This window comes from Cellulomonas sp. P2_F12 (genome assembly GCF_056403775.1).
This window is the reverse complement of sequence record NZ_JBFUEV010000002.1, coordinates 566,180-592,298: the sequence shown is the minus strand read 5'-3', so window position 1 is coordinate 592,298 and position 26,119 is coordinate 566,180. Positions and strand designations below refer to the sequence as shown.

At 72.8% G+C, this 26,119-nt stretch carries 24 protein-coding genes and 1 tRNA gene; 18 read left to right on the top strand and 7 right to left on the bottom strand.

Going from position 1 to position 26,119, the window contains the following annotated elements; genetic code table 11:
• The first annotated feature begins 1 nt into the window (after position 1).
• The 12 genes from AC1DWH_RS07525 to AC1DWH_RS07470 all read left to right on the top strand — a co-directional run bounded on the left by AC1DWH_RS07525 (position 2) and on the right by AC1DWH_RS07470 (position 15,143).
• Positions 2-994, top strand: a complete 993-nt coding sequence (locus AC1DWH_RS07525; RefSeq protein WP_477093136.1) for an ABC transporter permease — start codon at positions 2-4, stop codon at positions 992-994.
• Positions 991-2,115: an ABC transporter ATP-binding protein gene (locus AC1DWH_RS07520; RefSeq protein WP_477093135.1), complete on the top strand. Its 1,125-nt coding sequence runs from the start codon at positions 991-993 to the stop codon at positions 2,113-2,115. Before AC1DWH_RS07525 ends, AC1DWH_RS07520 begins: the two co-directional genes overlap by 4 nt.
• A 198-nt stretch (positions 2,116-2,313) precedes the next feature.
• Positions 2,314-2,682, top strand: coding sequence for a hypothetical protein (locus AC1DWH_RS07515; RefSeq protein WP_477093134.1), 369 nt, complete (start codon positions 2,314-2,316; stop codon positions 2,680-2,682).
• 141 nt (positions 2,683-2,823) lie between these two features.
• Complete coding sequence (locus AC1DWH_RS07510; RefSeq protein WP_477093133.1) at positions 2,824-3,771, top strand: phosphatase PAP2 family protein; 948 nt, start codon at positions 2,824-2,826, stop codon at positions 3,769-3,771.
• Positions 3,772-3,849: 78 nt separating this feature from the next.
• Positions 3,850-6,570, top strand: coding sequence for a type I DNA topoisomerase (topA, locus tag AC1DWH_RS07505; protein ID WP_477093132.1), 2,721 nt, complete (start codon positions 3,850-3,852; stop codon positions 6,568-6,570).
• Positions 6,571-6,810: 240 nt separating this feature from the next.
• Positions 6,811-7,818, top strand: a complete 1,008-nt coding sequence (locus AC1DWH_RS07500) for a Gfo/Idh/MocA family protein (RefSeq protein WP_477093131.1) — start codon at positions 6,811-6,813, stop codon at positions 7,816-7,818.
• Between the two features lie 61 nt (positions 7,819-7,879).
• Positions 7,880-8,512 carry a dTMP kinase gene (gene tmk, locus AC1DWH_RS07495; protein WP_477093229.1) on the top strand — a complete coding sequence of 211 codons (633 nt, stop codon included), beginning with the start codon at positions 7,880-7,882 and terminating at the stop codon, positions 8,510-8,512.
• Positions 8,509-9,648, top strand: coding sequence for a DNA polymerase III subunit delta' (locus AC1DWH_RS07490; protein ID WP_477093130.1), 1,140 nt, complete (start codon positions 8,509-8,511; stop codon positions 9,646-9,648). Before tmk ends, AC1DWH_RS07490 begins: the two co-directional genes overlap by 4 nt.
• Before the next feature lie 62 nt (positions 9,649-9,710).
• Positions 9,711-11,297: an alpha/beta hydrolase gene (locus AC1DWH_RS07485; protein WP_477093129.1), complete on the top strand. Its 1,587-nt coding sequence runs from the start codon at positions 9,711-9,713 to the stop codon at positions 11,295-11,297.
• 51 nt (positions 11,298-11,348) lie between these two features.
• Positions 11,349-11,858, top strand: coding sequence for a hypothetical protein (locus tag AC1DWH_RS07480; protein ID WP_477093128.1), 510 nt, complete (start codon positions 11,349-11,351; stop codon positions 11,856-11,858).
• 85 nt (positions 11,859-11,943) lie between these two features.
• Positions 11,944-12,016 (top strand) — tRNA-Thr (locus AC1DWH_RS07475).
• A 463-nt stretch (positions 12,017-12,479) separates the two neighbouring features.
• On the top strand, positions 12,480-15,143 hold the full coding sequence (locus tag AC1DWH_RS07470) for a winged helix-turn-helix domain-containing protein (RefSeq protein WP_477093127.1): 2,664 nt from the start codon (positions 12,480-12,482) through the stop codon (positions 15,141-15,143).
• 291 nt (positions 15,144-15,434) lie between these two features.
• Here the strand turns inward: AC1DWH_RS07470 and AC1DWH_RS07465 are convergent, their stop codons facing one another.
• A complete protein-coding gene (locus tag AC1DWH_RS07465; protein WP_477093126.1) occupies positions 15,435-16,061 on the bottom strand; it encodes a hypothetical protein in 627 nt (208 codons plus the stop codon).
• A 210-nt stretch (positions 16,062-16,271) separates the two neighbouring features.
• On the opposite strand from AC1DWH_RS07465, the gene AC1DWH_RS07460 reads away from it, so the two are divergent.
• Together AC1DWH_RS07460 and AC1DWH_RS07455 are read left to right on the top strand one after the other, a co-directional pair.
• Complete coding sequence (locus tag AC1DWH_RS07460; RefSeq protein ID WP_477093125.1) at positions 16,272-17,399, top strand: sensor histidine kinase; 1,128 nt, start codon at positions 16,272-16,274, stop codon at positions 17,397-17,399.
• Positions 17,396-18,073: a response regulator gene (locus AC1DWH_RS07455; RefSeq protein WP_477093124.1), complete on the top strand. Its 678-nt coding sequence runs from the start codon at positions 17,396-17,398 to the stop codon at positions 18,071-18,073. Before AC1DWH_RS07460 ends, AC1DWH_RS07455 begins: the two co-directional genes overlap by 4 nt.
• A 144-nt stretch (positions 18,074-18,217) precedes the next feature.
• On the opposite strand, the gene AC1DWH_RS07450 is transcribed toward AC1DWH_RS07455, so the two are convergent.
• Complete coding sequence (locus AC1DWH_RS07450) at positions 18,218-18,466, bottom strand: SCO4226 family nickel-binding protein (protein ID WP_477093123.1); 249 nt, start codon at positions 18,464-18,466, stop codon at positions 18,218-18,220.
• Positions 18,467-18,638: 172 nt separating this feature from the next.
• Between AC1DWH_RS07450 and AC1DWH_RS07445 the strand changes: the two genes are divergently transcribed.
• The gene (locus AC1DWH_RS07445) at positions 18,639-19,277 is read left to right on the top strand and encodes a DUF4203 domain-containing protein (protein WP_477093122.1); all 639 of its coding nucleotides are present in this window, start codon (positions 18,639-18,641) and stop codon (positions 19,275-19,277) included.
• Positions 19,278-19,284: 7 nt separating this feature from the next.
• Here the strand turns inward: AC1DWH_RS07445 and AC1DWH_RS07440 are convergent, their stop codons facing one another.
• Both AC1DWH_RS07440 and AC1DWH_RS07435 read right to left on the bottom strand, forming a co-directional pair.
• The gene (locus tag AC1DWH_RS07440) at positions 19,285-19,824 is read right to left on the bottom strand and encodes a hypothetical protein (protein ID WP_477093121.1); all 540 of its coding nucleotides are present in this window, start codon (positions 19,822-19,824) and stop codon (positions 19,285-19,287) included.
• A 77-nt stretch (positions 19,825-19,901) separates the two neighbouring features.
• Complete coding sequence (locus AC1DWH_RS07435; RefSeq protein WP_477093120.1) at positions 19,902-21,128, bottom strand: WS/DGAT domain-containing protein; 1,227 nt, start codon at positions 21,126-21,128, stop codon at positions 19,902-19,904.
• Between the two features lie 182 nt (positions 21,129-21,310).
• On the opposite strand from AC1DWH_RS07435, the gene AC1DWH_RS07430 reads away from it, so the two are divergent.
• Positions 21,311-21,610: a hypothetical protein gene (locus tag AC1DWH_RS07430; RefSeq protein WP_477093119.1), complete on the top strand. Its 300-nt coding sequence runs from the start codon at positions 21,311-21,313 to the stop codon at positions 21,608-21,610.
• 23 nt (positions 21,611-21,633) lie between these two features.
• Here AC1DWH_RS07430 and AC1DWH_RS07425 read toward each other — a convergent pair whose 3' ends face one another.
• From AC1DWH_RS07425 to AC1DWH_RS07415, 3 genes are read right to left on the bottom strand one after another with little or no spacing between them, the layout of a single operon-like run.
• Positions 21,634-22,068, bottom strand: coding sequence for a YdeI/OmpD-associated family protein (locus AC1DWH_RS07425; RefSeq protein WP_477093118.1), 435 nt, complete (start codon positions 22,066-22,068; stop codon positions 21,634-21,636).
• A gap of 52 nt (positions 22,069-22,120) precedes the next feature.
• Complete coding sequence (locus AC1DWH_RS07420) at positions 22,121-22,837, bottom strand: DUF5701 family protein (RefSeq protein WP_477093117.1); 717 nt, start codon at positions 22,835-22,837, stop codon at positions 22,121-22,123.
• A 43-nt stretch (positions 22,838-22,880) separates the two neighbouring features.
• Positions 22,881-24,215, bottom strand: coding sequence for a hypothetical protein (locus AC1DWH_RS07415; protein ID WP_477093116.1), 1,335 nt, complete (start codon positions 24,213-24,215; stop codon positions 22,881-22,883).
• A 436-nt stretch (positions 24,216-24,651) separates the two neighbouring features.
• Between AC1DWH_RS07415 and AC1DWH_RS07410 the strand changes: the two genes are divergently transcribed.
• The gene (locus AC1DWH_RS07410; protein ID WP_477093115.1) at positions 24,652-25,707 is read left to right on the top strand and encodes a M15 family metallopeptidase; all 1,056 of its coding nucleotides are present in this window, start codon (positions 24,652-24,654) and stop codon (positions 25,705-25,707) included.
• Between the two features lie 59 nt (positions 25,708-25,766).
• A complete protein-coding gene (locus tag AC1DWH_RS07405) occupies positions 25,767-26,108 on the top strand; it encodes a hypothetical protein (protein WP_477093114.1) in 342 nt (113 codons plus the stop codon).
• Positions 26,109-26,119 lie beyond the last annotated feature (11 nt).

The following is a 26,119-nucleotide window of genomic DNA, read 5'->3' as shown; positions in this document are numbered from 1 at the left end:
CATGACCGTCGAAGCCGCGTTCCTCGAGGACCTGGAGATCTCTCCCGACCCGACGACCCCCCGCAAGGGCAAGCGCCGGTTCCTCTTCATGCGCAACGCCAAGGCGCTCGCGGGTCTGACGATCCTCGGGTTCTTCTTCCTCATCGCGATCATCGGGCCGTGGATCGCGCCGTACGACCCGAACGAGCGCAGCAAGGCGATCCTGCAGCCGCCGTCGTGGCAGCACCTCATGGGCACCACGCACCAGGGGCAGGACATCATGAGCCAGCTGATCCTGGGCACCCGCAGCGTGCTGGTGGTCGGGTTCGTGGCCGGCACGGTCGCGACGGTGATCGGCGTGCTGGTCGGGGTGACCGCCGGCTACATCGGCGGCCTGGGCGACGAGGGCCTGTCCGCGCTGTCCAACGTGTTCCTGGTCATCCCGCAGCTTCCGCTCATCATCATCATCGCGGGTCAGCTGCCCTCCGCCGGCGGCCTGACCGTCGCGCTCGTGATCGCGGCGACCGGCTGGGCGTGGGGCGCACGCGTGCTCCGGGCGCAGACCCTGTCGCTCCGGAGACGCGACTTCGTCGAGGCCGCGAGAGCCAACGGCGAGAGCACGTGGCGGATCATCACCGCGGAGATCCTGCCCAACCTCACCGCGATCATCGCGGCGGGCTTCGTCGGCACCGTCGGGTTCGCCGTCCTCTCGCAGATCACGCTGTCGTTCGTCGGCATCACGCCCACCAACGAGTGGAACTGGGGCACGGTCCTGTACTGGGCCCAGGCGCAGCTCGCCCTGCAGCGCGGCGCGTGGTGGTGGTTCGTGCCGGCCGGTCTGCTCATCGCCCTGCTCGGCATGGCGCTGACCCTGATCAACTTCGGCATCGACGAGTTCGTCAACCCGCGCCTGCGGTCGGTCGGGCTCAACGCCCGCAGCATGCGGCAGCGCAAGATCCGCCCCCGCATCGGCTTCACGCCGGTGGTCTACGAGGCCAAGGAGGACAGAGCGTGAATGCCGTGACCGGCCCCAGCATGAGTGCCGAGACCGCCCAGCGCGCGTTCCGGGCGAACGCCGCCGCCACTGATCCCGTGCTCGAGATCAAGAACCTCTCGGTCGACTACGGGTACGACGACGACCCGACGCACGTGCTGCGCCAGGTCTCGCTGACCCTGAACCGCGGCGAGGTGCTCGGGCTGGCGGGCGAGTCGGGCTGCGGCAAGTCGACGCTGGCCTACGCGGCGACCCGGCTGCTGCCGCCCCCGGGCCTGATCACGGGCGGGGAGGTCATCTTCACCGACCGCTCCGGGACGCAGACCGACATCCTCACGCTGAACGACCAGCAGCTGCGGGCCACCCGCTGGCAGGACCTCGCGATCGTGTTCCAGGGCGCGATGAACTCGCTCAACCCGGTCTACCGGATCGGGCGCCAGATCGCCGACGCCATCACCGCGCACGTCCCGGGGATCAGCAAGAAGGAGGCCCTCGAGCGGTCCGCCGGCATGCTCGAGCTGGTCGGCATCTCCGCGGACCGGCTGCGGGACTACCCGCACCAGCTGTCGGGCGGCATGCGGCAGCGCGTCATGATCGCCATGGCGCTGGCGCTCGACCCGCAGGTGCTGATCATGGACGAGCCGACGACGGCCCTCGACGTGGTGATGCAGCGGCAGATCGTCGAGCAGATCGCCGAGCTGCGCGACCGGCTCGGGTTCTCGGTCATCTTCATCACGCACGACGTCTCGCTGCTGATCGAGATCGCCGACCGGATCGCGATCATGTACGCCGGCGAGATCGTCGAGGACGCCTCGGCGCAGGACATGTACCGGCGCCCGCGGCACCCGTACTCCGACGCGCTCCTGCACTCGTTCCCGCCCCTGCGCGGGCCGCGGCGCGAGCTGACCGGCATCCCCGGCTCGCCGCCGGACATGTCGAACCTGCCGTCGGGCTGCCCGTACCGGGACCGGTGCGCGCACGTGTTCGACGCGTGCGCCGCGATCACGCCGGAGCTCGTCGCGCCCCTGGTCGAGGGGGACGACCCCCGGCGGTCCGTCGCCTGCCTGCGGCACGACCCCGCGACCGTCCAGGCCGCCGGGTTCGCGCCGGTCCCCGTGCCGGTGGAGCTGTCCGTCCGCTGACCCCGATCCCCGCCCCGCCCCCGGGACCTCCGCCGCGACCGCCCACTCCACGGGGCGCGCGCGTCACCCGGGGCGGGGCGGACCTCGGGAAGCACAGGTCACGGGAGGGTCAGGTCCAGGAACCGCACAGGCCGCGTGGGTGAAGTGGTTCCCACGTACGCGGAGCACCGCGTGCCGGACCCAGCCCGGAGGCCTGCCATGAGCACCGTGACCGCAGCCGTACCCGCCGTTCCCGCTGTTCCCGCTGTCTCCGCTGTTCCCGCTGTCTCTGCCTGGCTCACCGCCAACGTGCGGCCGGCCGGGTCGTTCGGCCGGGCCGACGTCGGGCGGCTCCGCACGCTGCTGGGCGCGCTGTCCGGGTCGGCGTCGCTGGTGGTGCTCGACCTGGCGGCCGTCAGCCTGCGCAGCGGGCACGCGGCCGACGCGATCGACGAGGCCGGCTGGGAGCTCGAGCGCCGCGGCGGTTGCCTGCTGTGCATCAACGCGGACGCCGACGTGCGGGCGCGGCTGGGCGGGTGCCGGCACGCGGTCGTCGTCGGACCGGACGAGCCGGCACCCGCGCACTGAGGCACCGTGACGCCCGCACGTCCGAGCGTCCCGACGACCGGATCTGCGGACGATGCGGAGAGGGGGCGCGGGTCCTGGGGCACGGGGACGGGCGGTGGTGCCGCGTCCGTCCGGGCGGACCTGGTGACCTACCGTGGTGCGGTGAGCGACACCCCCGTCATCCCCGCGCCCGTGCGGCAGGTCCCGGTCGTCCGGGACCGCCGCGGCGTGGTGGTGACGGTCTGCCTGGTGGTCGCGGCCCTCTCGTTCGTCGGCGTGTTCGTGCTGTGGCGGGTGTTCGTCGACACCCTGGCCGGCCAGGAGGTCGAGAACGCGGCTCTGCAGGGCGCGGCGTACGGGCAGACGCAGCTGTGGCGGGTGGCCGAGCGGGTGCTCTCGGTGGTGTCGGTCGGCTTCATCGCCGTGGTGCTGGTCGCCGCGATGGTCATCGCCGCGCTGCGCCGGCGCTGGTCCCTGGCCGTGCAGGTGGCCGTGCTGATGATCGGCGCCAACCTCACCACCCGCGTGCTCAAGAACATCGTCTTCTACCGCCCCGAGCTCGGCGTCGAGGCCTCGTACGGCAACACCCTGCCCAGCGGCCACACCACGGCGGCGGCGTCGGTGTCGGCGGCGCTGCTGCTGGTCGTCCCGCCGCGGGCGCGCCCCTGGGCCGCGGTGCTCGGCGCGGGGTACACGACGGCGACCGGCGTCTCGACGCTCATCGGGCAGTGGCACCGGCCGTCGGACGTCGTCGCGGCCATCCTCGTGGTGCTCGCGTGGACCGCGATCGCGTGCGCGCTGGTGGCCCTGACCCCGGCGCGCGCGTCGACCACGACGGGGGCGCTGCGGATCGTGGGCGACCCGCCGCCCACGCCCGCGACCATGCGTGCGGTCGTCGCCGGGCTGCTGATCATCGGCGTCGCGGCCGGCGCGTCGGCTGTCGTCGCGCTGTCGCACACCTTCGAGAACCTGGGCGATCTCGGGGCTCGCGCGGAGCAGGTCACGGCCTATCTCGGCGGTGCCGCGGGTGCCCTGATGGCGTCGTGCCTGGCTTTCGCCGTCATGCTGGTGCTGCGGCAGGCCGCGGCATCCCGATTGCCGCGGGGTTGACGGGACGCCGTAGAGTCCCCAGCGGTGCACGTGGAAGCGGGTCGTCCGGCCCGTCGAAGTCTGAGAAGGGCCTGACCGATGGCTGCAGGGCGCAAGCTCGTGATCGTGGAGTCGCCCGCCAAGGCGCGCACGATCGCCGGGTACCTCGGCGAGGGGTACGACGTCGAGGCGAGCGTCGGGCACATCCGTGACCTGCCCCAGCCCTCGGAGCTCCCGGCGGACATGAAGAAGGGTCCGTTCGGCAAGTTCGCGGTCGACGTCGACAACGGCTTCGCCCCCTACTACGTGGTCGACCAGGACAAGAAGAAGAAGGTCAGCGAGCTCAAGAAGCTGCTGAAGGACTCGGACGAGCTCTTCCTGGCCACCGATGAGGACCGCGAGGGCGAGGCCATCGCCTGGCACCTGCTGCAGGAGCTCAAGCCCAAGGTCCCGGTCAAGCGCATGGTGTTCCACGAGATCACCCGCGAGGCCATCCAGCGCGCGCTGGCCAACACCCGGGAGCTCGACGACCGGCTGGTCGACGCCCAGGAGACCCGACGCATCCTCGACCGCCTGTATGGCTACGAGGTCAGCCCGGTCCTGTGGCGCAAGGTCCGCCAGGGCCTGTCCGCCGGCCGCGTGCAGTCCGTCGCCACCCGCCTGGTGGTCGAGCGCGAGCGCGAGCGCATGGCGTTCGTCGCCGCCGACTACTGGGACATCACCGGGACGTTCGCCGTGTCCGACGCGGCCGAGCCGTCGTTCGACGCCCGCCTGACGTCGGTCGACGGGCAGCGCGTGGCCACCGGTCGCGACTTCCTGGACTCGGGCGAGCTGCGGGCCGCGGACGTCGCCCACCTCGACGAGGCCCGCGCGTCCTCGCTGGTGGCCGGCCTGGCCGACTCCGCGTTCTCCGTCACCAGCCTGGAGACCAAGCCGTACACGCGCCGTCCGGCCGCGCCGTTCACCACCTCCACGCTGCAGCAGGAGGCCTCGCGCAAGCTGCGGATGGCGTCACGGCAGACCATGCGCACCGCGCAGGGGCTCTACGAGAACGGCTACATCACCTATATGCGTACCGACTCCTCGTCGCTGAGCTCGCAGGCCATCGATGCCGCGCGCCGGCAGGCCTCGGAGCTGTACGGCGCCGAGTACATCCCGGACGCGCCGCGCGTCTACGCGAGCAAGGCGAAGGGCGCTCAGGAGGCCCACGAGGCCATCCGGCCCGCCGGTGACCACTTCCGGACCCCGGCGCAGGTGGCCAAGGAGCTGTCCGGCGACCAGTTCCGGCTGTACGAGCTGATCTGGAAGCGCACCGTCGCGTCGCAGATGGCCGACGCCCGCGGGCAGACCGCCTCGGTCCGCCTCGGGGCCACCGCCGCGGACGGCACGGACGTCCTGTTCTCCGCGTCCGGCACCGTCATCACGTTCCGCGGGTTCCTCGCCGCGTACGAGGAGGGCCGCGACGACTCGCGGTACGACTCGACCGAGGAGGCCGCCGCCGAGAAGGACGACGCCCGGCTGCCGAAGATGGCGGAGGGCGACCCGGTCACGGGCACCGACCTGACCGCCGACGGCCACCGGACCTCGCCGCCGCCGCGCTACACCGAGGCGTCGCTGGTCAAGGCGCTCGAGGAGCGCGGGATCGGCCGCCCGTCCACCTACGCCGCCACCATCTCCGTCATCCAGGACCGCGGGTACGTGACCGGTCGCGGGCAGGCGCTCGTGCCGTCGTGGCTGGCGTTCGCCGTCACGCGGCTGCTGGAGGAGAACTTCGACTGGCTGGTCGACTACGACTTCACGGCCGAGATGGAGGAGGACCTCGACGCGATCGCGGCGGGGGACAAGGACCGGGTGGCGTGGCTGTCCCGGTTCTACTTCGGCGACGGCTCGGGCAACGAGGAGGGCGAGGGTCTGCGCGACCTCGTCGCGAACCTGGGCGAGATCGACGCCCGCGAGGTCAACTCGATCCCGATCGGTGAGGGCATCGTGCTGCGCGTCGGCCGGTACGGGCCGTACCTCGAGGACTCCTTGGCGGAGCCCGGCGAGGACGGCAACCCGCGCCGCGCGTCCGTCCCCGAGGAGCTGGCGCCCGACGAGCTGACCGTGGCCAAGGCCCGCGAGCTGCTCGAGACGCAGCCCGAGGGCGACCAGGTGCTGGGCACCGACCCCGTCGCCGGGACGCCGATCGTGGCGCGCAACGGGCGCTACGGGCCGTACGTCACCGAGGTCCTGCCCGACCCCGAGATCGACACCTCGCTGTCGGCGGCCGCCCAGAAGCGCGCCCTGGCCGCCGCACCGAAGCCCCGGACGGCGTCGCTGTTCAAGTCGATGTCGCTGCAGACGATCACGCTCGAGGACGCGCTCACGCTCCTGTCGCTGCCGCGCGTGGTCGGCGTCGACCCCGAGACCGGCACCGAGATCACCGCCCAGAACGGCCGCTACGGCCCGTACCTGAAGAAGGGCACCGACTCGCGCACCCTCGCGTCCGAGGAGGCCCTCTTCACGACGACGCTCGACGAGGCGCTGGCCATCTACGCGCAGCCCAAGCGCGGCCGCGGCGCCACCTCCGCGCCGCCGCTGCGGGAGCTGGGCGACGACCCGACGTCGGAGAAGCCGATCACCGTGAAGGAGGGTCGGTTCGGCGCGTACGTCACCGACGGGGTCACCAACCGCACCCTGCCGCGCGACCTCACGCCCGAGTCGATCACGCGCGAGCAGGCCGTCGAGCTGCTGGCCGAGAAGCGCGCGTCCGCGCCCGCGAAGAAGAAGGCGCCGGCCCGCCGCGCCCCTGCGAAGAGCAAGGCCGCCGCCAAGAAATAGGTCAGCCGCACAGGTCTCGCGCGTCGGCGCCGAGCCCTCGAGCCGTCCAGCGCGGCCCACCATCACGTCACCGGCGGCAACGTGCGGGCACGTGGCGACGAGGTCGTCACTTTCCGACGAGGTCGTCAGCTGCAGCTCACGACGTCGTCGGAAACTCACGACCTCGTCAGGTCGGTCCGGCGCGTGGCCCGCCTCGGGGTCCGCCTCGCGGGTGTCGCCGTGCGCGCTAGGTTGTCGCCCATGGCAGACCGCGCGCAGGACCCTCGCACCGCACCGCCGATCCGCTGGGGCATCCTCGGCGCCGGGAACATCGCCGCGACGTTCGCGTCCGCGGTCAACGCGCACACCCGCGCCCAGCTGGTCGCCGTGGGCTCGCGGAACAAGGACCGCGCCCAGCGCTTCGCCACCGCGCACCACATCCCCACGACCCACGTCGGCTACCGGGAGCTCGTCGAGGACACGCAGGTCGACGCGGTCTACATCGCGACCCCGCACTCCGAGCACAAGGAGCAGGCGCTCCTCGCCATCCGCGCAGGCAAGCACGTGCTGGTGGAGAAGGCGTTCACGCGCAACGCGGGGGAGGCCGAGGAGGTCTTCGCGGCGGCCCGCGAGGCCGGGGTCTTCGTGATGGAGGCCATGTGGACGCGGTTCCTGCCGCACGTCTACGCACTGCACCAGGTGATCGACGCGGGCGAGATCGGCGAGATCATCAACCTCTCCGCGGACCACGGCCAGGCGTTCACGTTCGACCCGAAGAGCCGGCTGTTCGACCCGGCGCTCGCCGGCGGGGCGCTGCTGGACCTCGGCGTGTACCCGGTCTCGTTCGCGCACGACTTCCTCGGCGTCCCGGACGACGTCCAGGCGACCGGGCAGCTGACCACGACGGGCGTCGACGGGCAGATCTCGATCGTCCTGTCGTACGGCGACCGCACGCAGGCCACGCTGTCGACGACCATGTGGGCCAAGACCCCGACCATGGCGCTGATCTCGGGCACCGAGGGCAACATCGTGGTGAAGGGCAGCTTCTACGCACCCACGTCGTTCCGGGTGCAGCGCCTGGACGGGCGCGTCTGGGAGTTCGACCAGCCGGGCACCAAGGGCCTGCAGTACGAGGCCGCGGAGGTCGCCCGCCAGGTCGCCCTCGGCGCCACCGAGAGCCCGCGGATGACCTGGGGCAACACGCTCGAGGTCCTGCGGACCATGGACACCGTCCGGTCGCTGATCGGCGTGAGCTACCCCGGCGAGTGACCCCGGCGCCGGCTCGTCGGGGCTGTCACCGCGGGCGGCTACCCTGACGCACGTGACCTCGATCGACGCCCCGCTGCACCAGGGACTCTTCGTCTCGTTCGAGGGCGGCGACGGCGCTGGCAAGTCCACCCAGGCGCGGCTGCTGGGCGACTGGCTGACGGGCCTGGGGCGCGAGGTCGTGCTGACCCGCGAGCCGGGCGGGACCGAGCTCGGGCAGCTGCTGCGGGACGCCGTCCTGCACGGGGACCATGTCGACGCCCGCACCGAGGCGCTGCTGTACGCCACCGACCGCGCGCACCACGTCGCGTCGCTGGTGCGGCCGGCGCTCGCGCGCGGCGCCGTGGTCGTCACCGACCGCTACCTCGACTCCTCCGTCGCCTACCAGGGCAGCGGGCGGGACCTGGGTGCCGACGAGGTCGAGCGGCTCTCCCTGTGGGCCGTCGACGGGCTGCTGCCCACCCTGACCGTGCTGCTGGACCTCGACCCGGTCCAGGGCCGGTCGCGGCTCACCGGCGACCCGGACCGGCTCGAGCGCGCCGGCGACGAGTTCCACCGCCGTACGCGCGAGGCGTTCCTCGGGCGCGCCGAGGCTGAGCCCGGGCGCTGGCTCGTGCTGGACGCGACCTGGCCGGTCGACCAGCTGGCGACGGCGATCCGCGAGCGGGTCGCCGGCATCCTCGGCCTGACGCCGTGACCAGCGTCTGGGACGACGTCATCGGGCAGGAGCCCGCCGTCGAGGTGCTGCGCCACGCGGTCGAGGACCCGTCCGCGATGACGCACGCGTGGCTGCTCACCGGACCGCCGGGGTCGGGCCGGTCCAACGCGGCCCGCGCGTTCGCCGCGGCGCTGCAGTGCGCCACCGGCGGCTGCGGCGTCTGCCACGACTGCACGACCACCCTGCGCGGGCTGCACCCGGACGTGACCGTCGTCGCGACCGAGGGGGTGTTCATCCGCGCGGAGACCGCGCGCCCGCTGGTCGAGCTGGCGCAGCGGGCGCCGGCGCAGGGGCGGCACCGGGTCATCATCATCGAGGACGCGGACCGGCTCAACGACACCAGCGGAAACTCGCTGCTGAAGGCGATCGAGGAGCCCGCGGGGCGGACGGTCTGGGTCCTGTGCGCGCCGAGCCCGCAGGACGTCCTGGTCACCATCCGCTCCCGCAGCCGCGCGGTGGCACTGCGCGTGCCCCCGGTCGACGCCGTCGCCGCCCTGCTCGTCTCCCGCGACGGCGTGGACCCGGCGGTCGCGGCGATCGCGGCCCGCGCGGCGCAGAGCCACGTGGGGATCGCGCGCCGCCTGGCCCGTGACCCCGAGGCGCGCGCCCGGCGGGCGGCCGTGCTGGGCATCGCGGCGAAGATCCGCGGGGTCGGCGACGCGGTGCTGGCGGCCGGCGAGCTCGTCGAGACCGCGCAGGCCGACGCCAAGGCCGCCACGGAGCAGCGCGACGCCGACGAGCGCGCCGAGCTGCTGCGCTCCATGGGCGCTGAGGGCGCGGCGACCCTGCCCCCCACGCTGCGCACCCAGGTCAGGCAGCTCGAGGAGGACCAGAAGCGGCGGGCCACGCGCTCGCAACGGGACGTCCTCGACCGCGCGATGGTCGACCTGCTCTCGCTCTACCGGGACGTGCTCGTGGTGCAGCTGGGGGCCGGCGTCGAGCTGGTCAACGTCGAGCACGACGCCTCGATCCGGTCCCTTGCGGAGGCGAGCACGCCCGAGCAGACGCTCCGCCGGATGGACGCCGTGGGACAGGCCCGCACGCGGCTGGCCGGCAACGTGGCGCCGCTGCTCGCGGTGGAGGCCATGGCGGTGGCGCTGCGCCCGCAGGGGTGACCCTCGTCGGGGGGTCGTGGACGTCCCGGTGGGCACCCAGCATCGACGGCTACCCTCTGCGCATGCCGCTCTCCGTCAGCCCTGCCACGCCTGCCGGCGTCGCGCGCGACCGACGGCACCGTCTCGTCGCACTCCTCGCCGTCGCCGCCGTCCTGCTGGCCGGGTGCGTGGCGCCCAAGAACCAGGCCGCAGGCCCGACGCCGGGGGCGACGTCCGAGGCGCCGACCGCCGAGGCGACCGGCGACCTGTCGCGCTACTACGGGCAGCAGCTCGAGTGGACCACCTGCCCCGAGGGCGAGTGCGCGACCGCGCAGGTCCCGCTCGACTACGCCGACCCCGCGGGACCCTCGATCGGGCTCGCGCTGGCGCGCAGCAAGGCCACGGGCGGCGAGCCCCTGGGGTCGCTGCTCCTCAACCCGGGCGGCCCGGGGGCGTCGGGCGTCGACTTCCTCGCGCAGGCCACGGGGACGGATCAGGTGAAGGGTCTGGTCAGCGCCGACGTCCAGCGGCAGTACGACCTGGTCGCGTTCGACCCGCGCGGCGTGCAGCGCTCCAGCCCCGTGCAGTGCGTCGACGGGCCGGAGCTCGACACGATCATCGCGACGGACCACGACTACTCGACCGACGCCGGCATCCAGGACGCCATCGACACGTACGCCGGCCTGGGGGCGGCCTGCCTGCAGAACACCGGCCCGGTGCTCGGGCACATCGACACCATCAGCGCGGCCCGCGACCTCGACGTCCTGCGGGCGGCCCTCGGCGACGACAAGCTCGCGTATCTCGGCTTCTCGTACGGCACACGGCTCGGCGCCACCTACGCGGCGCTGTTCCCCGACAAGGTCGGCCGTCTCGTCCTGGACGGTGCGCTGCCGCCCGACCTGACGTCCTTCGAGGCCTCCGAGGGCCAGGCCGTCGGCTTCGAGAGTGCCCTGCGCGCATACATCACGGACTGCCAGGCAGGCCCGGACTGCCCGCTGACCGGGTCGGTGGACCATGGGCTCACGCAGGTGCACGACCTGCTCGACCGCGCCCGCGTCAACCCCCTGCCCACCGGCACGGACCGCGAGCTGACCGCCATGCTCGCCTTCTACGGCATCGCGCTCCCGCTCTACTCCAAGTCCTTCTGGCCGTACCTCACGCAGGCCTTGACCGAGGCGCTGAAGCAGAACACGGGCTCGACCCTGCTGCTCCTCGCCGACCAGTACTCCGACCGCTCCGAGGACGGCACCTACACCACCAACTCGGTGGTCGCCTTCGACGCCATCAACTGCCTCGACCCCCGTGCCTCCGCGGACTTCGACACCATGCGCCAGGAGGCCGCCAAGATCGAGGCGGCCGCTCCGACGGTCGGCGCCTTCTTCACGTTCGGCGGCACGATGTGCGCGCAGTGGCCGGTGCCCGAGGTCGGCGGCCTGGACTCGTACGCGGCCGAGGGTGCCCCGCCGATCGTCGTCGTCGGCACCACGAACGACCCGGCGACGCCCTACGCGTGGGCCGAGCAGCTGGCGAGCCTCCTCTCGTCCGGCGTGCTGCTCACGTACCAGGGGGAGGGCCACACGGCCTACGGCTCCTCGAACGCCTGCATCGCGAACGCGGTCGACGCCTACCTCCTGAGCGGCACGGTGCCGGCGGAGGGCACCCGCTGCTGACCGGTGCGGTCCTGGGTTGCCCCGGGCCTCCCGACGGGTCACGGTGACTGCATGTCGGCTTCCGTGAGTGCGTCCCTCCCGATCCACCTGCGCGGTGCCGGTCCGGCCCGCCGACGACCGACCGCCGGGCTGCTGGGGCGGTGCCTCCTGCTCGGGTGGGCCGCCGGCGCGCGGTCGGCCCTCGGCCCCGGTGCCCCGACGATCACGGGAGGTGCCCGCCCGGCCGTCCGAGCGGGTGCCGTACTCGGCGTCGTCGGCGAGCTGGTGGCGGACAAGCTGCCGACCGCGCCCAGCCGGCTGGAGCACGGCGGCGCCTGGGTCCGCGCCGGCTCCGGGCTCATCGGCGCGACGATGCTGGCGACCCGCGACCACGCGAGCCCGGTCGTCCCTGCGATCGCCGGTGCCGTGGGTGGCCTGGCCGGTGCTTTCGGTGGCACCGCGTGGCGCGGATGGGCAGCCGACCGGATGCCGGCCCTGCTCGCTGCGGTCGCGGAGGATGCCGTCGCCCTGGCCGCCGCGGCGATCGCGTGCGCGCCGGGCCGTCCCGTGCGGACGTTGTGACCCGTCTCTCCGGGCTCGCTTTGGAGGGCCGGGGGTCCTCCGGGTACAGTAAGCGGGCTCGCCGGGGTCCATGGATCCCGACGACGCCGCCTTAGCTCAGTCGGCAGAGCGTCTCACTCGTAATGAGAAGGTCAAGAGTTCGATTCTCTTAGGCGGCTCCGGACCGAAGGCCCCGTGACCAGCGGAAACGCTGGCGCGGGGCCTTCGTCGTGAGGGCGCGCGACGACCGTATGGTGCCAAGGTGGGTGCCAAGTGGGAGCCCAAATCGGGCGCTCGACGGCTCTCCGAGCTCCTCGTCTGCGGCCGCGAAACTCGCTGACCTGCAGAAACGTCCGCAGTGACCTGCTGGGGACCGGCATGACGTCCCACGCACGGTGAGAAGGTCATCGAAACGTTCTCGCGCTGAGTTGGACCGCCGTCCGCGGCGTAGCTCGGCCCAGGATCGCCCGGGAGCAGTACGCCTTGTCGGCCAGCACCGCGTCGGGCCGGGTCCGCGGCCGGCCGCGACCGGTCGGGGGGCACCCGGATCGCGTCGAGCAGCGGCAGGCACATCGGCGCGTCACCGCCTTGACCAGGACCAATGGGGGTCGCCTGCCTGGCTGTCCGGCGCCATGATGGAGTGTGGCCGGGCTTCCGTCTGGGACAGTCTCGATGTTGTTCTCCGACGTCGAGCAGTCCACGCTGTTGTTGGCGCGGTTGGGGCGGGCGTATGAGCAGGCTCTGGATGGTTCCCGAACCGCGCAGCGCGCTGCATGGGCAAGATTCAACGGCGTCGAGATGGGCACCGAGGGCGACAGCTTCTTTGTGGTGTTCTCGGCCGCGGAGGCTGCGGTCGCGGCTGCTGTGGAGGCGCAACGTGCTCTTGTTGCCCGAGACTGGCCGGAAGGGGAGCAGGTTCGGGTTCGGATGGGTATCCACACTGGCAGTCCGCGGATCTTCGACGACGGTTATGTTGGCGTCGATGTCCACCGTGCCGCGCGGATCGCCGCGGCCGCGCACGGCGGCCAGGTAGTGACCTCTGATGCCACCGCCAACCTCGTCGCCCGGAGCCTGCCCGCGGGCGTGACCCTGAGAGACCTGGGCGCGCACCGGCTCAAGGACCTGAATCTGCCCGAGCATCTGTATCAGTTGTTAATCCCGGGTACCCCGGAGCAGTTTCCACCGCTGAGGTCGGTGGGGACGATCTCGAGCCTGCCGATAGCGACCACACCGCTGCTCGGGCGTGACATGGAGGTGGGCGGGGTAGCGAGGCTGCTGCGGGATCAAGAGGTGCGGCTGGTCAGCCTGACCGGGCCGGGGGGGTCGGGAAAGACCCGGCTGGCGGTCGCGGCCGCCCGAGCCGTCGCGGACGGTTTCCCGGACGGGGTGTTTTTCGTGCCGTTGGCCGCGGTCACGACCGCCGATGTGATCTGGGGCAGCATCGCAGGAGCGATGGACCTGCCGGCTGGCGATGGTGTCCTGCAGGCGTTGTCCGCCGGCGTGGCAGGCCTGCACGCGCTGCTGGTGCTGGACAACCTTGAGCAGATTGACGGGGCCGATACGGCGGTGGCGACCCTGCTGCGGGAGGCGCCGGGCGTGGTGGTGTTGGCGACCTCGCGCCGACCGCTGCATCTGACCAGCGAGCATCAGTACGCAGTGGCGCCTCTGCCGTTGCCGGCCGCGGACACGCTCGGCGGGGCCGAGGCGTCCGCTGCGGTGCAGCTGTTCGTCGACCGGGCCCGAGCGGTGCGCGCCTCGTTCGCGCTGACCGTCGACAACGCCGCGGACGTGTCCGAGATATGCCGGCGCTTGGACGGTCTGCCCTTGGCCATTGAGCTAGCCGCCGCCCGGTCCAAGTTGCTCGGCCCACGTGCGCTGCTGAGCCGGTTGGACCAGGCGCTTGACTTGCGCGGCACCGATGCTGACCGGCCGACCCGTCAGCAGGCAATGCGGGACACCATCGACTGGTCGTATCGCGCGCTGCCCGCAGCCCAGCAGTCGCTGTTTCGCCGGTTGGGCGTGTTCGCGGGCGGCGCTGATCTCGACGGGCTGGCCGCGGTCTACGGCGTCGACACCATCGGAGACCGCGACCTGATCGATGTGGTCGCCGACCTGGTCGACGCCAGCCTGATCACCGTCACTGAGGACGATGAGGGTGAGCCCAGATTCACAATGATGGAGACGATGCGGGTATTCGCCCTCGAGAGCCTCGAGCACGCCGGCGAGCTCACCGCCGTGCGGCTCCGGCACGCCACGCACTTCGCCGACGTGGCCGCCCAGCTGGACTGGCGACTGACGTGGGCCACCCGCGAGCACATGATCCGCTGCAACCGCCGGTTCCTTCGGGAACAGAACAACTTCCGGGAAGCCCTGGCCTGGGCCACGTCCCCTCAGTCCCGACCCGCCGCCCCCAATGCTCAGGGCGCAGAGCACGCCGCGCTCGGTCTAGCGCTACTCGTCGGGCTGTGCGGGTTATGGAGGGAGTACGACGCGGCCGAGGCCCGGCGCTGGCTCGAGGCCGTCCTTGAGTGTGCAGGCTCTGACGAAAGTGCTGAATATGGTCAGTGCCTCTACGCCTACGCGTACACCTGGATGGATCGAGGGGACCTGTCCCGGGCTCACGAGGTCGCGCAAAGCAGCCTGACGATGCTGCGGACTCTGGACACCGCTGAGTTCGCGTGGGCTCTGGTGTGCCTTAGCGACATCGAATCCAGCCTCGGCCACATGGATGAGAGCCGACAGGCATCCCAGGAGGCCGCGCACCTCGCCCGAGGCCTGGACGACCACCTCCTGCTAGGCAACGCGCTCGACCGCCTGGCCTACCTGGAGGGAATCAATGACAACTGGGAAGCCTCCCTGGAAGTGTTCCAGGATGCGCGCCTGGCGTACGAGAACGGCGGTTTTCACTACCTGCCCGTCGTGGACCACAACATCGCCGACGCGGTTTGGAAACTCGGCCGCGCCAACCAGGCTCATCAGCTGATGTCGACGCAACTTCAGCACGAGGCCCGCGACCTCCGTCCGGGCTTGCTTGTGTGGATGATCGAGGATTACGCCGGCGTTCTCGCCGACATCGGTTACGCCAAGTTCGTAGCCGTGCTGCTGGCCGCGTGCGGCGCTGCACGCGATCGAATGGGTTTCCGCCCAGACCGTCGGGCTGAGCGCGGGATCTCTGAAGCCCGAACCACCGCGGAGTCGGCGCTCTCCGCCACCGAATGGGCCGACGCCCACGCGCGCGGACAGGGCATGACAGTCCTAGACGCGCTCGCCGAAGCGCTCGCGGCCACGACTGACCTCCGGATCTGAGTAGATCCCGAGCGCTCAGCCTCTGGCACCCCGCCGCGGGCTGGGTGCCAGGCTGGGTGCCAAGCCATGTGCGGTCGAGCGCATCGCGCTGGACGGCTCCGGACACGGCTTCCAGCCTGACCTGCACGGATCGATGACCGCCGACACCGCCCGCATCTCTCAATCTACCTCGTAATGAGAAGGTCAAGAGTTCGATTCTCTAAGGCGGCTCCACCACGAAGGCCCCGTGACCAGAGGAAACGCTGGTGCGGGGCCTTTGTCGTGCGAGCTCGCCGGACCGGTGGGTCCTTCTCAGACCAAGGACGGTCGGGGCTGGGCCGCGACGAGGGCGCGACGCGAGACCAACGTGACCCCGAGGACGACTGCCCACAGCAGGTAGACGAAGAACGTGAAGTAGAACGGCGCCAGGATTCCGCACACGCCGGCCACGACGGAGAAGACGCGGAGCCAGCGAGGCAGCGCAGTCGTGCGGGAGAGCAGGATCGCGACGATGCCCACGAAGAGTGCCGGCGCGCACCACGCGAGCAGGTTGCCGATCTCCGTCAGGGCGTAGACGGTCGGGGCTGCCACACCTGCCCGGATGCCGGACCCGCCCTCGGCCATGGCCACCGCGACCCCACCGTTGACGAACCAGCCGACCACCCCGGTGGCGGCTGCGGCGACGCCCAGGCCCCACGCGAGCTCCCCGAGGTGGGCGAGCTCGGTCCGCGCCCAGAGCACGAAGGGCAGCAGTGCCACCGACCCCAGGATGCCGAGGTAGGCCGCTGCGAAGGCAGTCGTCGAGTGACCGCTGGAGACGAAGTCGCCGACCAGCGTGGGCTCGTAGTCTCCGCCCGGCGCCGCGAGCAGGATGTTCCCAGCGAAAGAAGCGAACGCGTAGACCAGGAGTGCGGCCCCCGCTGTGCGTCGAGTGATCATCGGTGTCCTCCAAGTGTTGTCGTCGGAAAGTCGTGCCAGGCCGCATCGGGCGGTGCTTCGACGCTAGGTCGGGGGGTGGTGCGAGCGCGTCCCTCGACGACACGAGATCGGGTTGCCTGCCGGAGCATCCCAGCCTCATCCGCAGGTCAGACGCTGGAATCCTCCGCGAGGAGGACGTCAGCGGCCGGGTGGCGGCGGTAGCGTCGGCGTGTGACGCGGCGCTCCACGCTGTTCGACCTGTCGGTCGCCGGGGTGTGCCTGGTCCTCGGCCAGCTCGAGGCGTGGGCGGGTGCCGGCGCGACGCATCGGCAGGGCCCGCACTGGGCGCAGGCGCTCGGTTACGGGGTGGCCGCGGTGCTGCTCGTCGGACGTCGGCGGTACCCGCTCGAGGTCTTCGCGGCGATCGTCGGCGTCTACGTCCTCGAGTTCGCGGCCGTCGGGTCGCCGGAGGGTTTCGGTGTCGCGGTGCCGCCGATGATCGCGGCCTACAGCGTGGCCCGGTGGGAACGCCGACGGCCGGCGTGGTGGGGGCTCGTGCTCATCGTCGTCCTCGGCGTCGCGTGGATCGGGTTCGACCCGGTGGCCGCCACGTCGGTGGCCGCCGCCCTGGTGTGGTGGTCCCCCTGGGTGATCGCCTGGCTCCTCGGGTCCTGGCTCCGTGTGCTCTCCCAGAACGCCGAGCAACGCCGCCTCCGCCGTGAGGAGCGAGCCGTGCGCGCGGTCACCGAGGAGCGCAACAGGATCGCGCGCGAGCTCCACGACGTCATCGGCCACAGCGTGAGCATCATGACGGTGCAGACCTCCGCCGTCCGACGCCGTCTCCGTGAGGACCAGGTGGTCGAACGGGAGGCGTTGGAGACGGTGGAGTCCACCGGTCGTCAGGCTCTGGCCGAGATGCGTCGGATGGTCGGTGTGCTGCGCGAGGAAGGCGAGGTGGACGCCCGGGAGCCCGCGCCGGGGATGGACCAGCTGTCCCGGCTGGTCGAGCAGTTCCGCAGTGCCGGGCTGCCGGTCGAGGTGTCGATCACCGGCGACGCCCAGCCGCTCGCCCCCGGACTGGACCTGACCGCGTACCGGCTCGTCCAGGAAGGACTGACCAACTCGCTCCGGCATGCCGTCTCGCCGAGTCGGGCCGAGGTGACGATCGGGTACACGCCGGAGCATCTCGAGCTCATGGTCCGCGATGACGGCCGGCACCTCGATGCGCCCGCCGAGGCGGGCCACGGCCTGCTGGGTCTGCGTGAACGGGTCTCGGTCTACGGCGGCGACCTCGTGGCCCGGCCACGGCCCGAAGGCGGCTTCGAGCTGCTCGCCACCCTTCCCCTGGCCGCCGCATGAGTCTCGGGACCGGCGAGCGCACGAGGGTGCTGATCGCCGACGACCAGGCGCTCGTCCGGCGCGGTTTCCGGATGATCCTCGAGATCGAGCCGGACCTGGAGGTGGTCGGCGAGGCTGCCGACGGCGCACAGGCCGTGGCCGGAGCCCGCGATCTCGCCGCGGACGTCGTGCTGATGGACGTCAGGATGCCCGGCGCCGACGGGATCGAGGCCACCCGGCAGCTCCTGTCCGACCCGAGGTGCCACGCCAAGGTCATCATGCTCACCACGTTCGACATGGACGACTACGTCTACGACGCGCTTCGGGCGGGGGCGAGCGGCTTCCTGCTCAAGGACGTCGAGCCGGAGACGCTCGTGGCGGGCATCCAGGCCGTGCACGCGGGCGAGTCCTTGCTCGCGCCGACGGTCACCCGTCGGATGATCAAGACGTTCCTCGATCACCGACCCGCCTCGGGCCGCATCCAGGACGCTCGTCTGGCGACGCTCACCGAACGCGAACGCCAGACGCTGGAGCTCATCGCCCGCGGGCTGAGCAATGCCGAGATCGCCGAGACCTTCGTGGTCTCCGAGACGACCGTGAAGACCCACGTCGGCCGAGTCCTGACCAAGCTCGGCGTCCGCGACCGGGTGCACGCGGTGATCTTCGCCTACGAGCACGGGATCAACTCGGCCTGAGCCGTCGGCCATCGCGGCGGACGGCACTGGACGCGCCGCGGCACGAGCTCGACTCTCTTGGGCGGCTCCACCACGAAGGCCCCGTGACCAGCAGAATCGCTGGTGCGGGGCCTTTGTCGTGCCATCCCTCGTGGGTCCGCGGCGCTAGGCCTCGACCGGGACCGGGTAGATCTCGACGGCCGGGTGGCCGGTCCGCTCGTGGATGCGGAGGACCGCATCGGCGTCGGGGGCCTCCGAGATGCACCAGACCATCCCCGACTCCGGGTCGCCCCACGCGCTCTGGAAGTCGACGCCCTCCTCGCCCTGGATGTCGACGTCCGCCTGGTGCGCGGCCCTGAGCGCCTCGGGCGTGATGCCGGTCATCCCGTGGTGAACGTCCATGAACTTCGGCATGGCTCCAACCTCCTGACGGATCATCGGTGCACCCATTTGCACCGATTCGTCCTAGGTCTACTCCGAGCCGGGGGCCGTGGATAGGAGGTGCAGACACCGGATCGGGATGCTCGAGGGCGGCTCGACCCCGAAACTCGCACGGATCGACGGCAGCGAGTCCTACATTGCAGTCATGGCGGACATCCTGTTGGGCATCCTCGCAATCGTCGCTGGGGGCGTGATGCTCTTCGCGGGGCAGTTCGTTCTCCGGCTCGTCCTCCCCATCTGGGGCTTCTTCGCAGGGTTCGCCTTCGGGGCGGGGCTGTTCGCCTCGCTCGCGGACGAGAGCTTCCTCGGCACGGCGCTCGGCTGGGTCTCGGGCCTGGTCTTCGCCCTGGTCTTCGCCGTGCTCGCCTACCTCTACTACGCGGTGGCAGTGATCCTCGCGATGGCGGTCTTCGGCTACGTGATCGGGGCCGGCCTGGTCGTCGCCCTCGGGATCGACTGGAACTGGCTCGCGGTGCTCGTCGGCGTCGCCATCGGCGCGGTCCTCGGTCTGGTGTCGGTCCTGGGGAACATGCCGATGATCGTGCTCGCGGTGGTCAGCTCCATCGCCGGCGCCGTCAGCGTGGTCGGCGGCCTGATGCTGCTGGTGGGCTCGCTGAACTCCGCCGACTTCACGGAGGGCAGCTTCAGCAGCGCAGTCGACGCCGGATGGTGGTGGTACGCGCTGCTGCTGGTGCTGGCCCTGATCGGCGTCGTCGCCCAGACCCGGCAGCGGATCGTGGTGAACCGCACCATCAACGAGGCCTGGTACGCCAAGACGGCCTGACCGGCGCTCAGTCCCTGGGTCGGTCCGCCCACGCTGCCGGTCGTAGGTAGCTCCACGACGCGACCGCGAACACTGCCGTCGACGCGACCACGGCCGTGGCCACGGGTCCCAGCCACGGCACCGGGATGAGGAAGAACACGTCGGTGTCCGTCAGGCTCGTCGGCCACCCGGTCAGCACGCGCAGGAAGAGGTAGTAGGTCAGGTCCCACACGGTGAACGCGATGAAGAACGCGGCCACCCCGTGCCAGAACCTGTGCCCCGCCAGCACCGCGACCGCGGCGAGCATGACGATGGTCGCGGCCTCCCGCGCGGTCTCGGCGCGGGCGAGGTCCGGGTCGACGAGCATCGTGCGGACTGGGTCGACGAACCGGATGATCCCGAGGTCCAGGTAGACCCGTCGCACGGGGGCGTCGTAGACGAGCCCCGTGCCCAGCGCCAGGCGCAGGTAGTGGACCACCGCCGCCTCGACGTACCCGAACCCGATCCCGAACGCGACGACGGCCCCGTAGCGCAGCCAGCGAACCCGCGACGTGCTGGTCGTCCCCATGCGCGCATCGTCCCGTCCTTCCGCCCCCGAGCGCGAGGCCGTGCGGAACCCGTGGTGGTCTCGCCAGCGATCTCGACTCAGTGCGTGGACACCGGCCGTGCGCCGATCGCCGCAATGTCGCGTAGCCCCGCGGCGAGGTCGTCGGCAAGCGAACGGGCCTGGTCTGCGGACTCGGGGGAGCACACGACCGTGGCGTAGAGCCGGCCGCCGACCGACGTCGCCGCCACGAGCGCGGTCACGTTCCCGACGACGGGGACGAGCGGGACGACCGCGACGACGGATGTCCCGAGCACCCGAAGCGGCTCGGACGGCCCGGGCGCGTAGGTCACCACGGTCGAGATGAGGCGCTGGCGCCGGAGCACGGTCGGCAGCAGGCCGAGTCGGCGCACGAGTACGGCCCCCGCCGCGGCGGGTGCCCACGTCCACGGCCGGATGTGGCGCTTGACGTGTCGGGTGTGGCACGCGAGCTCAGCGAGCCGTTCCGCGGCAGGGCGGTCCGGCTCCGGCACCGCGACGCGCAGGGAGCCGACGTCGTTGCCGAACCTCGACCCCGGAGAGGTGACCGGCACGGAGATCACGAACCGTCCGCCGTGCCCGCCGCGCGCGGAGTGCGCGCGGCGAAAGGCGCGTCCCCACGCCCAGAGGAGGGCGTCGTTGACGGTCGCCCCGCAGGCGTGGGCACCGGACCGGAGGTCGTCGACGTCCACGTCCACCGGGACGGCGGTGAGACCGGCGGTCACGGGCCGGACGAGCGGGCTCCTCCCCGAGCGACCGACATGACGCGACACGACACGACCCGGCTCGTCGCCGCCGGCTGCCGGAAGGCGGCGGCCCGCGAAGCGCGACGGGACGGCCAGGGACCCGTCGACCAGGCAGTCGAGGAGGAGACCGAGGATGCTCGGTCCGTTGCCGAGGACATGCCCGTTGGTCCAGATCAGCGCCGACCGCTCGGGGTCCGCCAGGTCGACGATCGTCAGTCGCCACGGCGGGCGGCCCGGCGGCATCGGCCGCAGGAGGTCCTCGACCGCGACGGCGACCGGGTCGGCGCCGGGGGCCGCGCGCACACGGACGTGATGGGAGAGGTCCACCGTGCACGGCTCCCAGATCGGGGCGGCCAGCCCCCGTCGGCGCACGTGCTCGCTCAGGCGCGGCTCCTGCGCGACGGCCCGCGCGATGCGTTCGCGGACCAGCGCGACATCGGGCGCCGGGCCGTCGAGGACGAGCAGGACGGCGACGTTCCGCGGGCTGGGACCGACATCGGTCGCCAGCTCGGCACGGTCGAACACGCTCAGACGCCCCGGCACACCGTCAGCCTCGTGGCCGGCGCGTGTCGCAGACAGGGTCGGACGTCCCGTGCGCCGTCTCGCCGGTTCCGGTGCCGGTGTCCACGGGGCGGGTCCGGCTCTGAGGTCCGGCTAGCGTTGCGCCATGGATCGTCGCCCGCCTCCCTCGTCGGCACCGGCCGTCCGGGCCGAGGGCTGACGCGGTGCCCTCCTATCGGGTGACCGCGGCGATCGGGCTGCTCAGGCCCGGGGTCGCCGCGCCCGACGTGCTGCCGCAGGCCGTCGCGACCGCCGAGGCGATGACCACGGTCGAGGCCCACGACGTCGCCATCGTGCGGGGCGAGGCTCGCGTGACCGTCCGGTTCCAGGCCGACGACGACCAGACCGCTCGCCGGGTCGGGTGGGCCGTCCTCGCACGGCTGGACGAGCTGGCGGACATCAGCGGGCGGAGCGTCACGCGCCGGTTCGGGTCGCGGTGGTACCCGGTGCGCGCGGCGTCCTGACGGAGGGCTCGGTGGGGGAGGCGTCAGCCCGCGCCCAGCTCGGACGCGGCCTTGGCGATCCGGCGCTCGCGGGTCTCGGGGGTCTTGGCGTCCTCGATCGGCTGGACGATCGCCTTCTGGCGGCTGAACGACAGCGCGTCGAACGCCGCGCGCGCCCGGCCGACCAGCGCGGCCGCGAGGTCGTCGGGAACCTCGACGGTGCGCGGGGCGTCGTCGAACTCGATGTCCACGTCGACGTCCTCGCCGGCCTCGACGCCCGCGCCCGCGCGGTTCTCGGCGCTGACGGGGATCAAGGTCTGGCCGCCGTAGGGCGTGACCGTGCTGCGGTAGGAGTAGCCGTTGATGGTGACCACCACCGGGAAGCGTGCGCCGCGGCCCATGGCCGTCACGACCTCGTCGGGGACGGGCATGCCCGTGGCGGTCTTGCCGCTCAGCTGGATCGTCGTGCGAAACCGCATGGGTCCTCCTCGCGCCGTGAGTGAGCGCCCGCGGCGCCCCGTCGCAGACTAGTCAGGCGTCGGCGTGGGCGACACGGTCGGCGGCGGACGCTGCGCCGAGCCACGTGTGCGGGTTGCGGTCCCAGCACCAGCCGAGCTTCGCGCGCCGCTCGCTGATCCACACGGCGGGGACGCGCTGGTTGGTCCCGGTCCGTGATGCCAGCAGCGAGAAGCACTTGTTGGGGCGCAGCATGTCCGGCCGGACGACGACCAGCGCGACGCCCTCGTCGATCGTCAGCGGGGTCCGGCCGCGGCCCGTGATCGTGGCCAGCGCGTCCTCCGGCCGGACGTTGCAGAACTCCGAGCCGGTGTCGACGCCCCACAGCAGGTACGGCTCGGCGGGGACGGCGATGCCCTCGATCGGGCGGTAGGTCGGCGCCTCGACGCGGTCGATGACGCTGACGCCGAGGTGCTTGCCGCGGCGCATCGCGGGAGCCACGTCGTTGAGGTCCAGGCCCGGCAGGACCAGCACGAACGGGATGTCGTCGCCCTCCACGGAGGCCGAGGTGGTCGGGGTCCGCGCGACCTCGGCCAGCGGGGCGAGCCGGGTCCGGAACGCCGTCGGGTCCTCGCCGAGCAGCGCCGGCAGGCCGAGCTGGACGTAGGCCGTGATCTGGCGGTCGAGCTCGGTCCGGACGTCGGCGGCGGGGTCGAACGCGGTCGCCGCGGGCGACCGTGGTGCGACGACGGTGGGGAGCTGCGGGTCGACGGGGGTGACGGGGACGCCCATGGGCTGCTCAACGACCCCGACCGCGGCGCGGTTCCCGCGACGCTCAGAGCAGCGGCGCGCCCTGCCCCAGCACCAGCGGCCCGCCGACGGCCCGCGCGGGCCGGGCCCGGCCCTCGCCCTCCGCGACGGCGACCGAGTAGCGGTGCGCGACGACGAGGCTCGGGGCCCCGGCATCCGACGCCTCGACCAGCACCGCGCGGGAGCCCACCGAGCTCGGGTCCGTCGCGTCACCGGGCAGGCGGCCCACCCAGGCGACCGCGGCGCGCGCGGCCCCGGAGGTCCGCACCCACTCCCGGGCGTCGGGTGTCGCGTCCGCCTCGAACCGGCGGACCTCGTGGGTGGCCGCGGGGCCACCGTCGACCAGCGCGTACGTGACCGCGGCGCCCTCGCCGGCCAGCGCGGCCTCCAGCGCCTGCTCCAGCGCGCCGAGCGCGATGTCCTGCGCTGCGGGCGACGGGGGGTACGGGAGGTCGGCGGGGGTCTGCGGCGCGACGGGCGCGAGCGAGGGGTCAGGCGCGACCGGCGTGGGCGCGACGGCGACGGGTGCGACGGGGGTGGGTGCGACGGGGACCGGTGCGACGGCGACGGGCGGCGTGGCCGGGGCCGTCGCCGCGGCCCGGCTCGCCAGCGGCGCGCCGTCGGCCGGGCGCGGCGCGAAGGACGTCGGTTCGACGGCCGGGCGGTAGGCGGGCTCGGCGGGGCGGTAGGCGGGCTCGGCGGGGCGCGGGGCGCCGGCGGCCTCGGCGAGCTCGCGGAAGGCGGACGCTCCGTCGGCGGCGCGGGCGGCGCCCGTGGCGTCGGCAAGCGCACGCAGCGCGACGGGCTGGTCCTCGACCGGTCGTGCGGACAGCGGCGGCGTGGGGCGACGGCTGGAGAGCGGCTGGCCGGCGGCGGTCGGCCGCGAGGGCAGGTAGTCGGGGCCCTCGGACTCCGCGACGAGCTGAGGGCTGCGCTCCGGGGTCCGCGGGCTCGGCAGCTCGGGTGCGGCGCCGGCGTTCAGGTGGGCCGCAGCGGCGATGACGTACTCGGCGACCCAGTCGGGCGTGCACCCGGTCTGCCAGCGAGAGCCGACGTCGGTCAGCGGCAGTGCCGCGTCCTCGCCGGACGCCGACACGACCGCGGGCGTGGGTGACGTGGCGATCCGCAGGGCCCACCGGGCGCCGGGCACGCGGGCGACGATGAGGTCGCCGACGCCGACGCCGAGGGCCATGACCATCGCCGGCGGCACGGGGGTGGACGGGCCGTCGGCCCACCGCTTCCGGGACGAGAACAGGAGCGCCCCGACGGCGCGCGGGTCGGCGACGTCGGCGCCGCTGGCCCGCAGGTGCGCGCGCGCACGGTCGAGGTGACCGTTCTCCTCAGGGGTCAGGGCTCGCACCCCGGGGACGGTGCCGTGAGGGCCGGACGCGGGAAGGGACAGCGTCGGGCGCACATCACTCATGGTGCCGGGATCGGCCTCCCGGACCGTGTTCTTGAGCGCTCCAGCGCGGGTTCCACCGGATGACTGCGGTTCCTGACGGACGTCGCCGGCAGGTTCCCGACAAAGACGGCGTAGGCGTGCGACGAGCGTCACACGGGCGCCTGGGAGCGGTCCTCGGCAGAGCATGCGTCGTGTGCTGACGGGATGCCCCAGGGCCGAGGCGTCGGCGGCCTCGCGCCGGTGGAGCCGAGTCCCGACGCTCGGCGTGGTCCCGCTCGTCGTGTCGCGTCCGTCGGCGCGCGGCTACCCTGACGACGGTCCGAATCGCCCTGTCCGTCCTGCAGCCCGCTCGGAGCACGCCATCCGCCGTCCACCGCGCAGCATCGTCGCCGCCGTGACCGCCGTCCTCGTGGTCGGCGTCGCCGGGGGAGCCTGGGCGTGGACGGACCACGACGACCGGGTGGCCGCCGCGCAGGCCGCCGCCGACGAGCGCGCGGCCCACGCCCACGGGGCGCAGGTGCTCGACGCCGACGCCCTCCTGGTCCAGGCGACCGACGCCGGCCGGACCCAGGCGGCCAGCGTCCGCGTCGCCGCCCTGGCCACCCTCGCCGCCGCCGCGAACAGCGCACGTGCCACGCTCGCCACGAGCCAGGACGCCGTCGCTGACGACGCCGTCCGGCAGCAGCTCGCCGCCGAGCTGGCGACTGCCGACACGGCACTTGCGCCGACGGACCCGGCCAGCACGGACCCGGCCGCGACCGGCCCCGCGACCGCGACCGGACTCAGCCCGGCGTCCCTGCGGGCGCTCGCAGTCTCGCTCGCCGCCGCCGAGGCCGCCGTGGTCGCGGCCCACGACGCCTGGATGCAGGCGCAGGCCGCCGCCGAGGCCGCGCGGCAGGCCGCGGCCGCAGCCGCCGCAGCAGCGAAGCAGGCGAAGCCGGCCGCCAAGCCGGCGGCGGCGGCGTCGGGCCCGTCGTGCGCGACGACCTACTCGGGTCCGCCGTTCTACACGTCCCCGGCGACCGTCGGCGGTGACGGCTCGAACGGGAAGCTGCCCCCGTCGGCCCTCACGGCCATCTCGTGGGACGTCGACCCGCACGGCACGCCGTACTACCTGAAGAACGCCGCCGCGGCCGCGCTCGAACGGCTCGACGTGGCCTTCCGCGCCGCCTTCGGGCACCACCTCGACCTCGATCTCACCTACCGCGACTACGACACGCAGGTGGCCATGCGTGAGGCGCTCGGCACGGTCGCCGCGACGCCGGGCACGTCCACGCACGGCACCGGTCTCGCGCTCGACGTGCCGGAGCTGCCCTGCGAGTACGGCTGGGACACCCCGCAGCGCGACTGGCTGGTCACGCACGGACCGTCCTACGGGTGGACCTCTCCGTCGTGGGCCGGCCGCAGCGGCTCGAACCCGGAGTACTGGCACTTCGAATTCGTGGGCTGACCAGGGCTTCCGTCGCTGCCACGGCTGTGGGACGCTGCCGACACCGACGGAGGCGAGGCGTGAGCCTGAAGGCGTGGTCGATGGTGACGGCCGTCGTCGCGCTGCTCGCTGTGCTCGTCTGGTCGATCTTTGCCGGGACCGTCCTGGCGACGGCTGTGGTCAGCGGGTTCTACGCGCTCGTCGGTGCGGCCACGCTCTGGCGTCTGGTGCAGGGCGCCCGCCGGTCGGTCCCAGCCGCACGGACCCTGGCCGCCGGCATGCAGGGGCTCGGCGAGGTGCAGGACATGTACCTGGGGCGCCCGGAGCTCGCGCCGGTGAGCTACGGCGACACCGCGGACCCGGTCGCCACCCTGGTCGTCGACCGGACCGACCCGCTCGACGACACGCTCTGGAAGGTCTGAGCCGGGCCGGA

Excerpts from the sequence above, each read along its gene's own strand:
- topA (WP_477093132.1), top strand. The coding sequence starts at position 3,850 with ATGGCTGCAGGGCGCAAGCTCGTGATCGTGGAGTCGCCCGCCAAGGCG.
- AC1DWH_RS07485 (WP_477093129.1), top strand. The coding sequence starts at position 9,711 with ATGCCGCTCTCCGTCAGCCCTGCCACGCCTGCCGGCGTCGCGCGCGAC.
- AC1DWH_RS07500 (WP_477093131.1), top strand. The coding sequence starts at position 6,811 with ATGGCAGACCGCGCGCAGGACCCTCGCACCGCACCGCCGATCCGCTGG.
- AC1DWH_RS07525 (WP_477093136.1), top strand. The coding sequence starts at position 2 with ATGACCGTCGAAGCCGCGTTCCTCGAGGACCTGGAGATCTCTCCCGAC.
- AC1DWH_RS07445 (WP_477093122.1), top strand. The coding sequence starts at position 18,639 with ATGGCGGACATCCTGTTGGGCATCCTCGCAATCGTCGCTGGGGGCGTG.
- AC1DWH_RS07440 (WP_477093121.1), bottom strand. The coding sequence starts at position 19,824 with ATGGGGACGACCAGCACGTCGCGGGTTCGCTGGCTGCGCTACGGGGCC.
- AC1DWH_RS07455 (WP_477093124.1), top strand. The coding sequence starts at position 17,396 with ATGAGTCTCGGGACCGGCGAGCGCACGAGGGTGCTGATCGCCGACGAC.
- AC1DWH_RS07450 (WP_477093123.1), bottom strand. The coding sequence starts at position 18,466 with ATGCCGAAGTTCATGGACGTTCACCACGGGATGACCGGCATCACGCCC.
- AC1DWH_RS07465 (WP_477093126.1), bottom strand. The coding sequence starts at position 16,061 with ATGATCACTCGACGCACAGCGGGGGCCGCACTCCTGGTCTACGCGTTC.
- AC1DWH_RS07480 (WP_477093128.1), top strand. The coding sequence starts at position 11,349 with ATGTCGGCTTCCGTGAGTGCGTCCCTCCCGATCCACCTGCGCGGTGCC.
- AC1DWH_RS07425 (WP_477093118.1), bottom strand. The coding sequence starts at position 22,068 with ATGCGGTTTCGCACGACGATCCAGCTGAGCGGCAAGACCGCCACGGGC.
- AC1DWH_RS07515 (WP_477093134.1), top strand. The coding sequence starts at position 2,314 with ATGAGCACCGTGACCGCAGCCGTACCCGCCGTTCCCGCTGTTCCCGCT.
- AC1DWH_RS07420 (WP_477093117.1), bottom strand. The coding sequence starts at position 22,837 with ATGGGCGTCCCCGTCACCCCCGTCGACCCGCAGCTCCCCACCGTCGTC.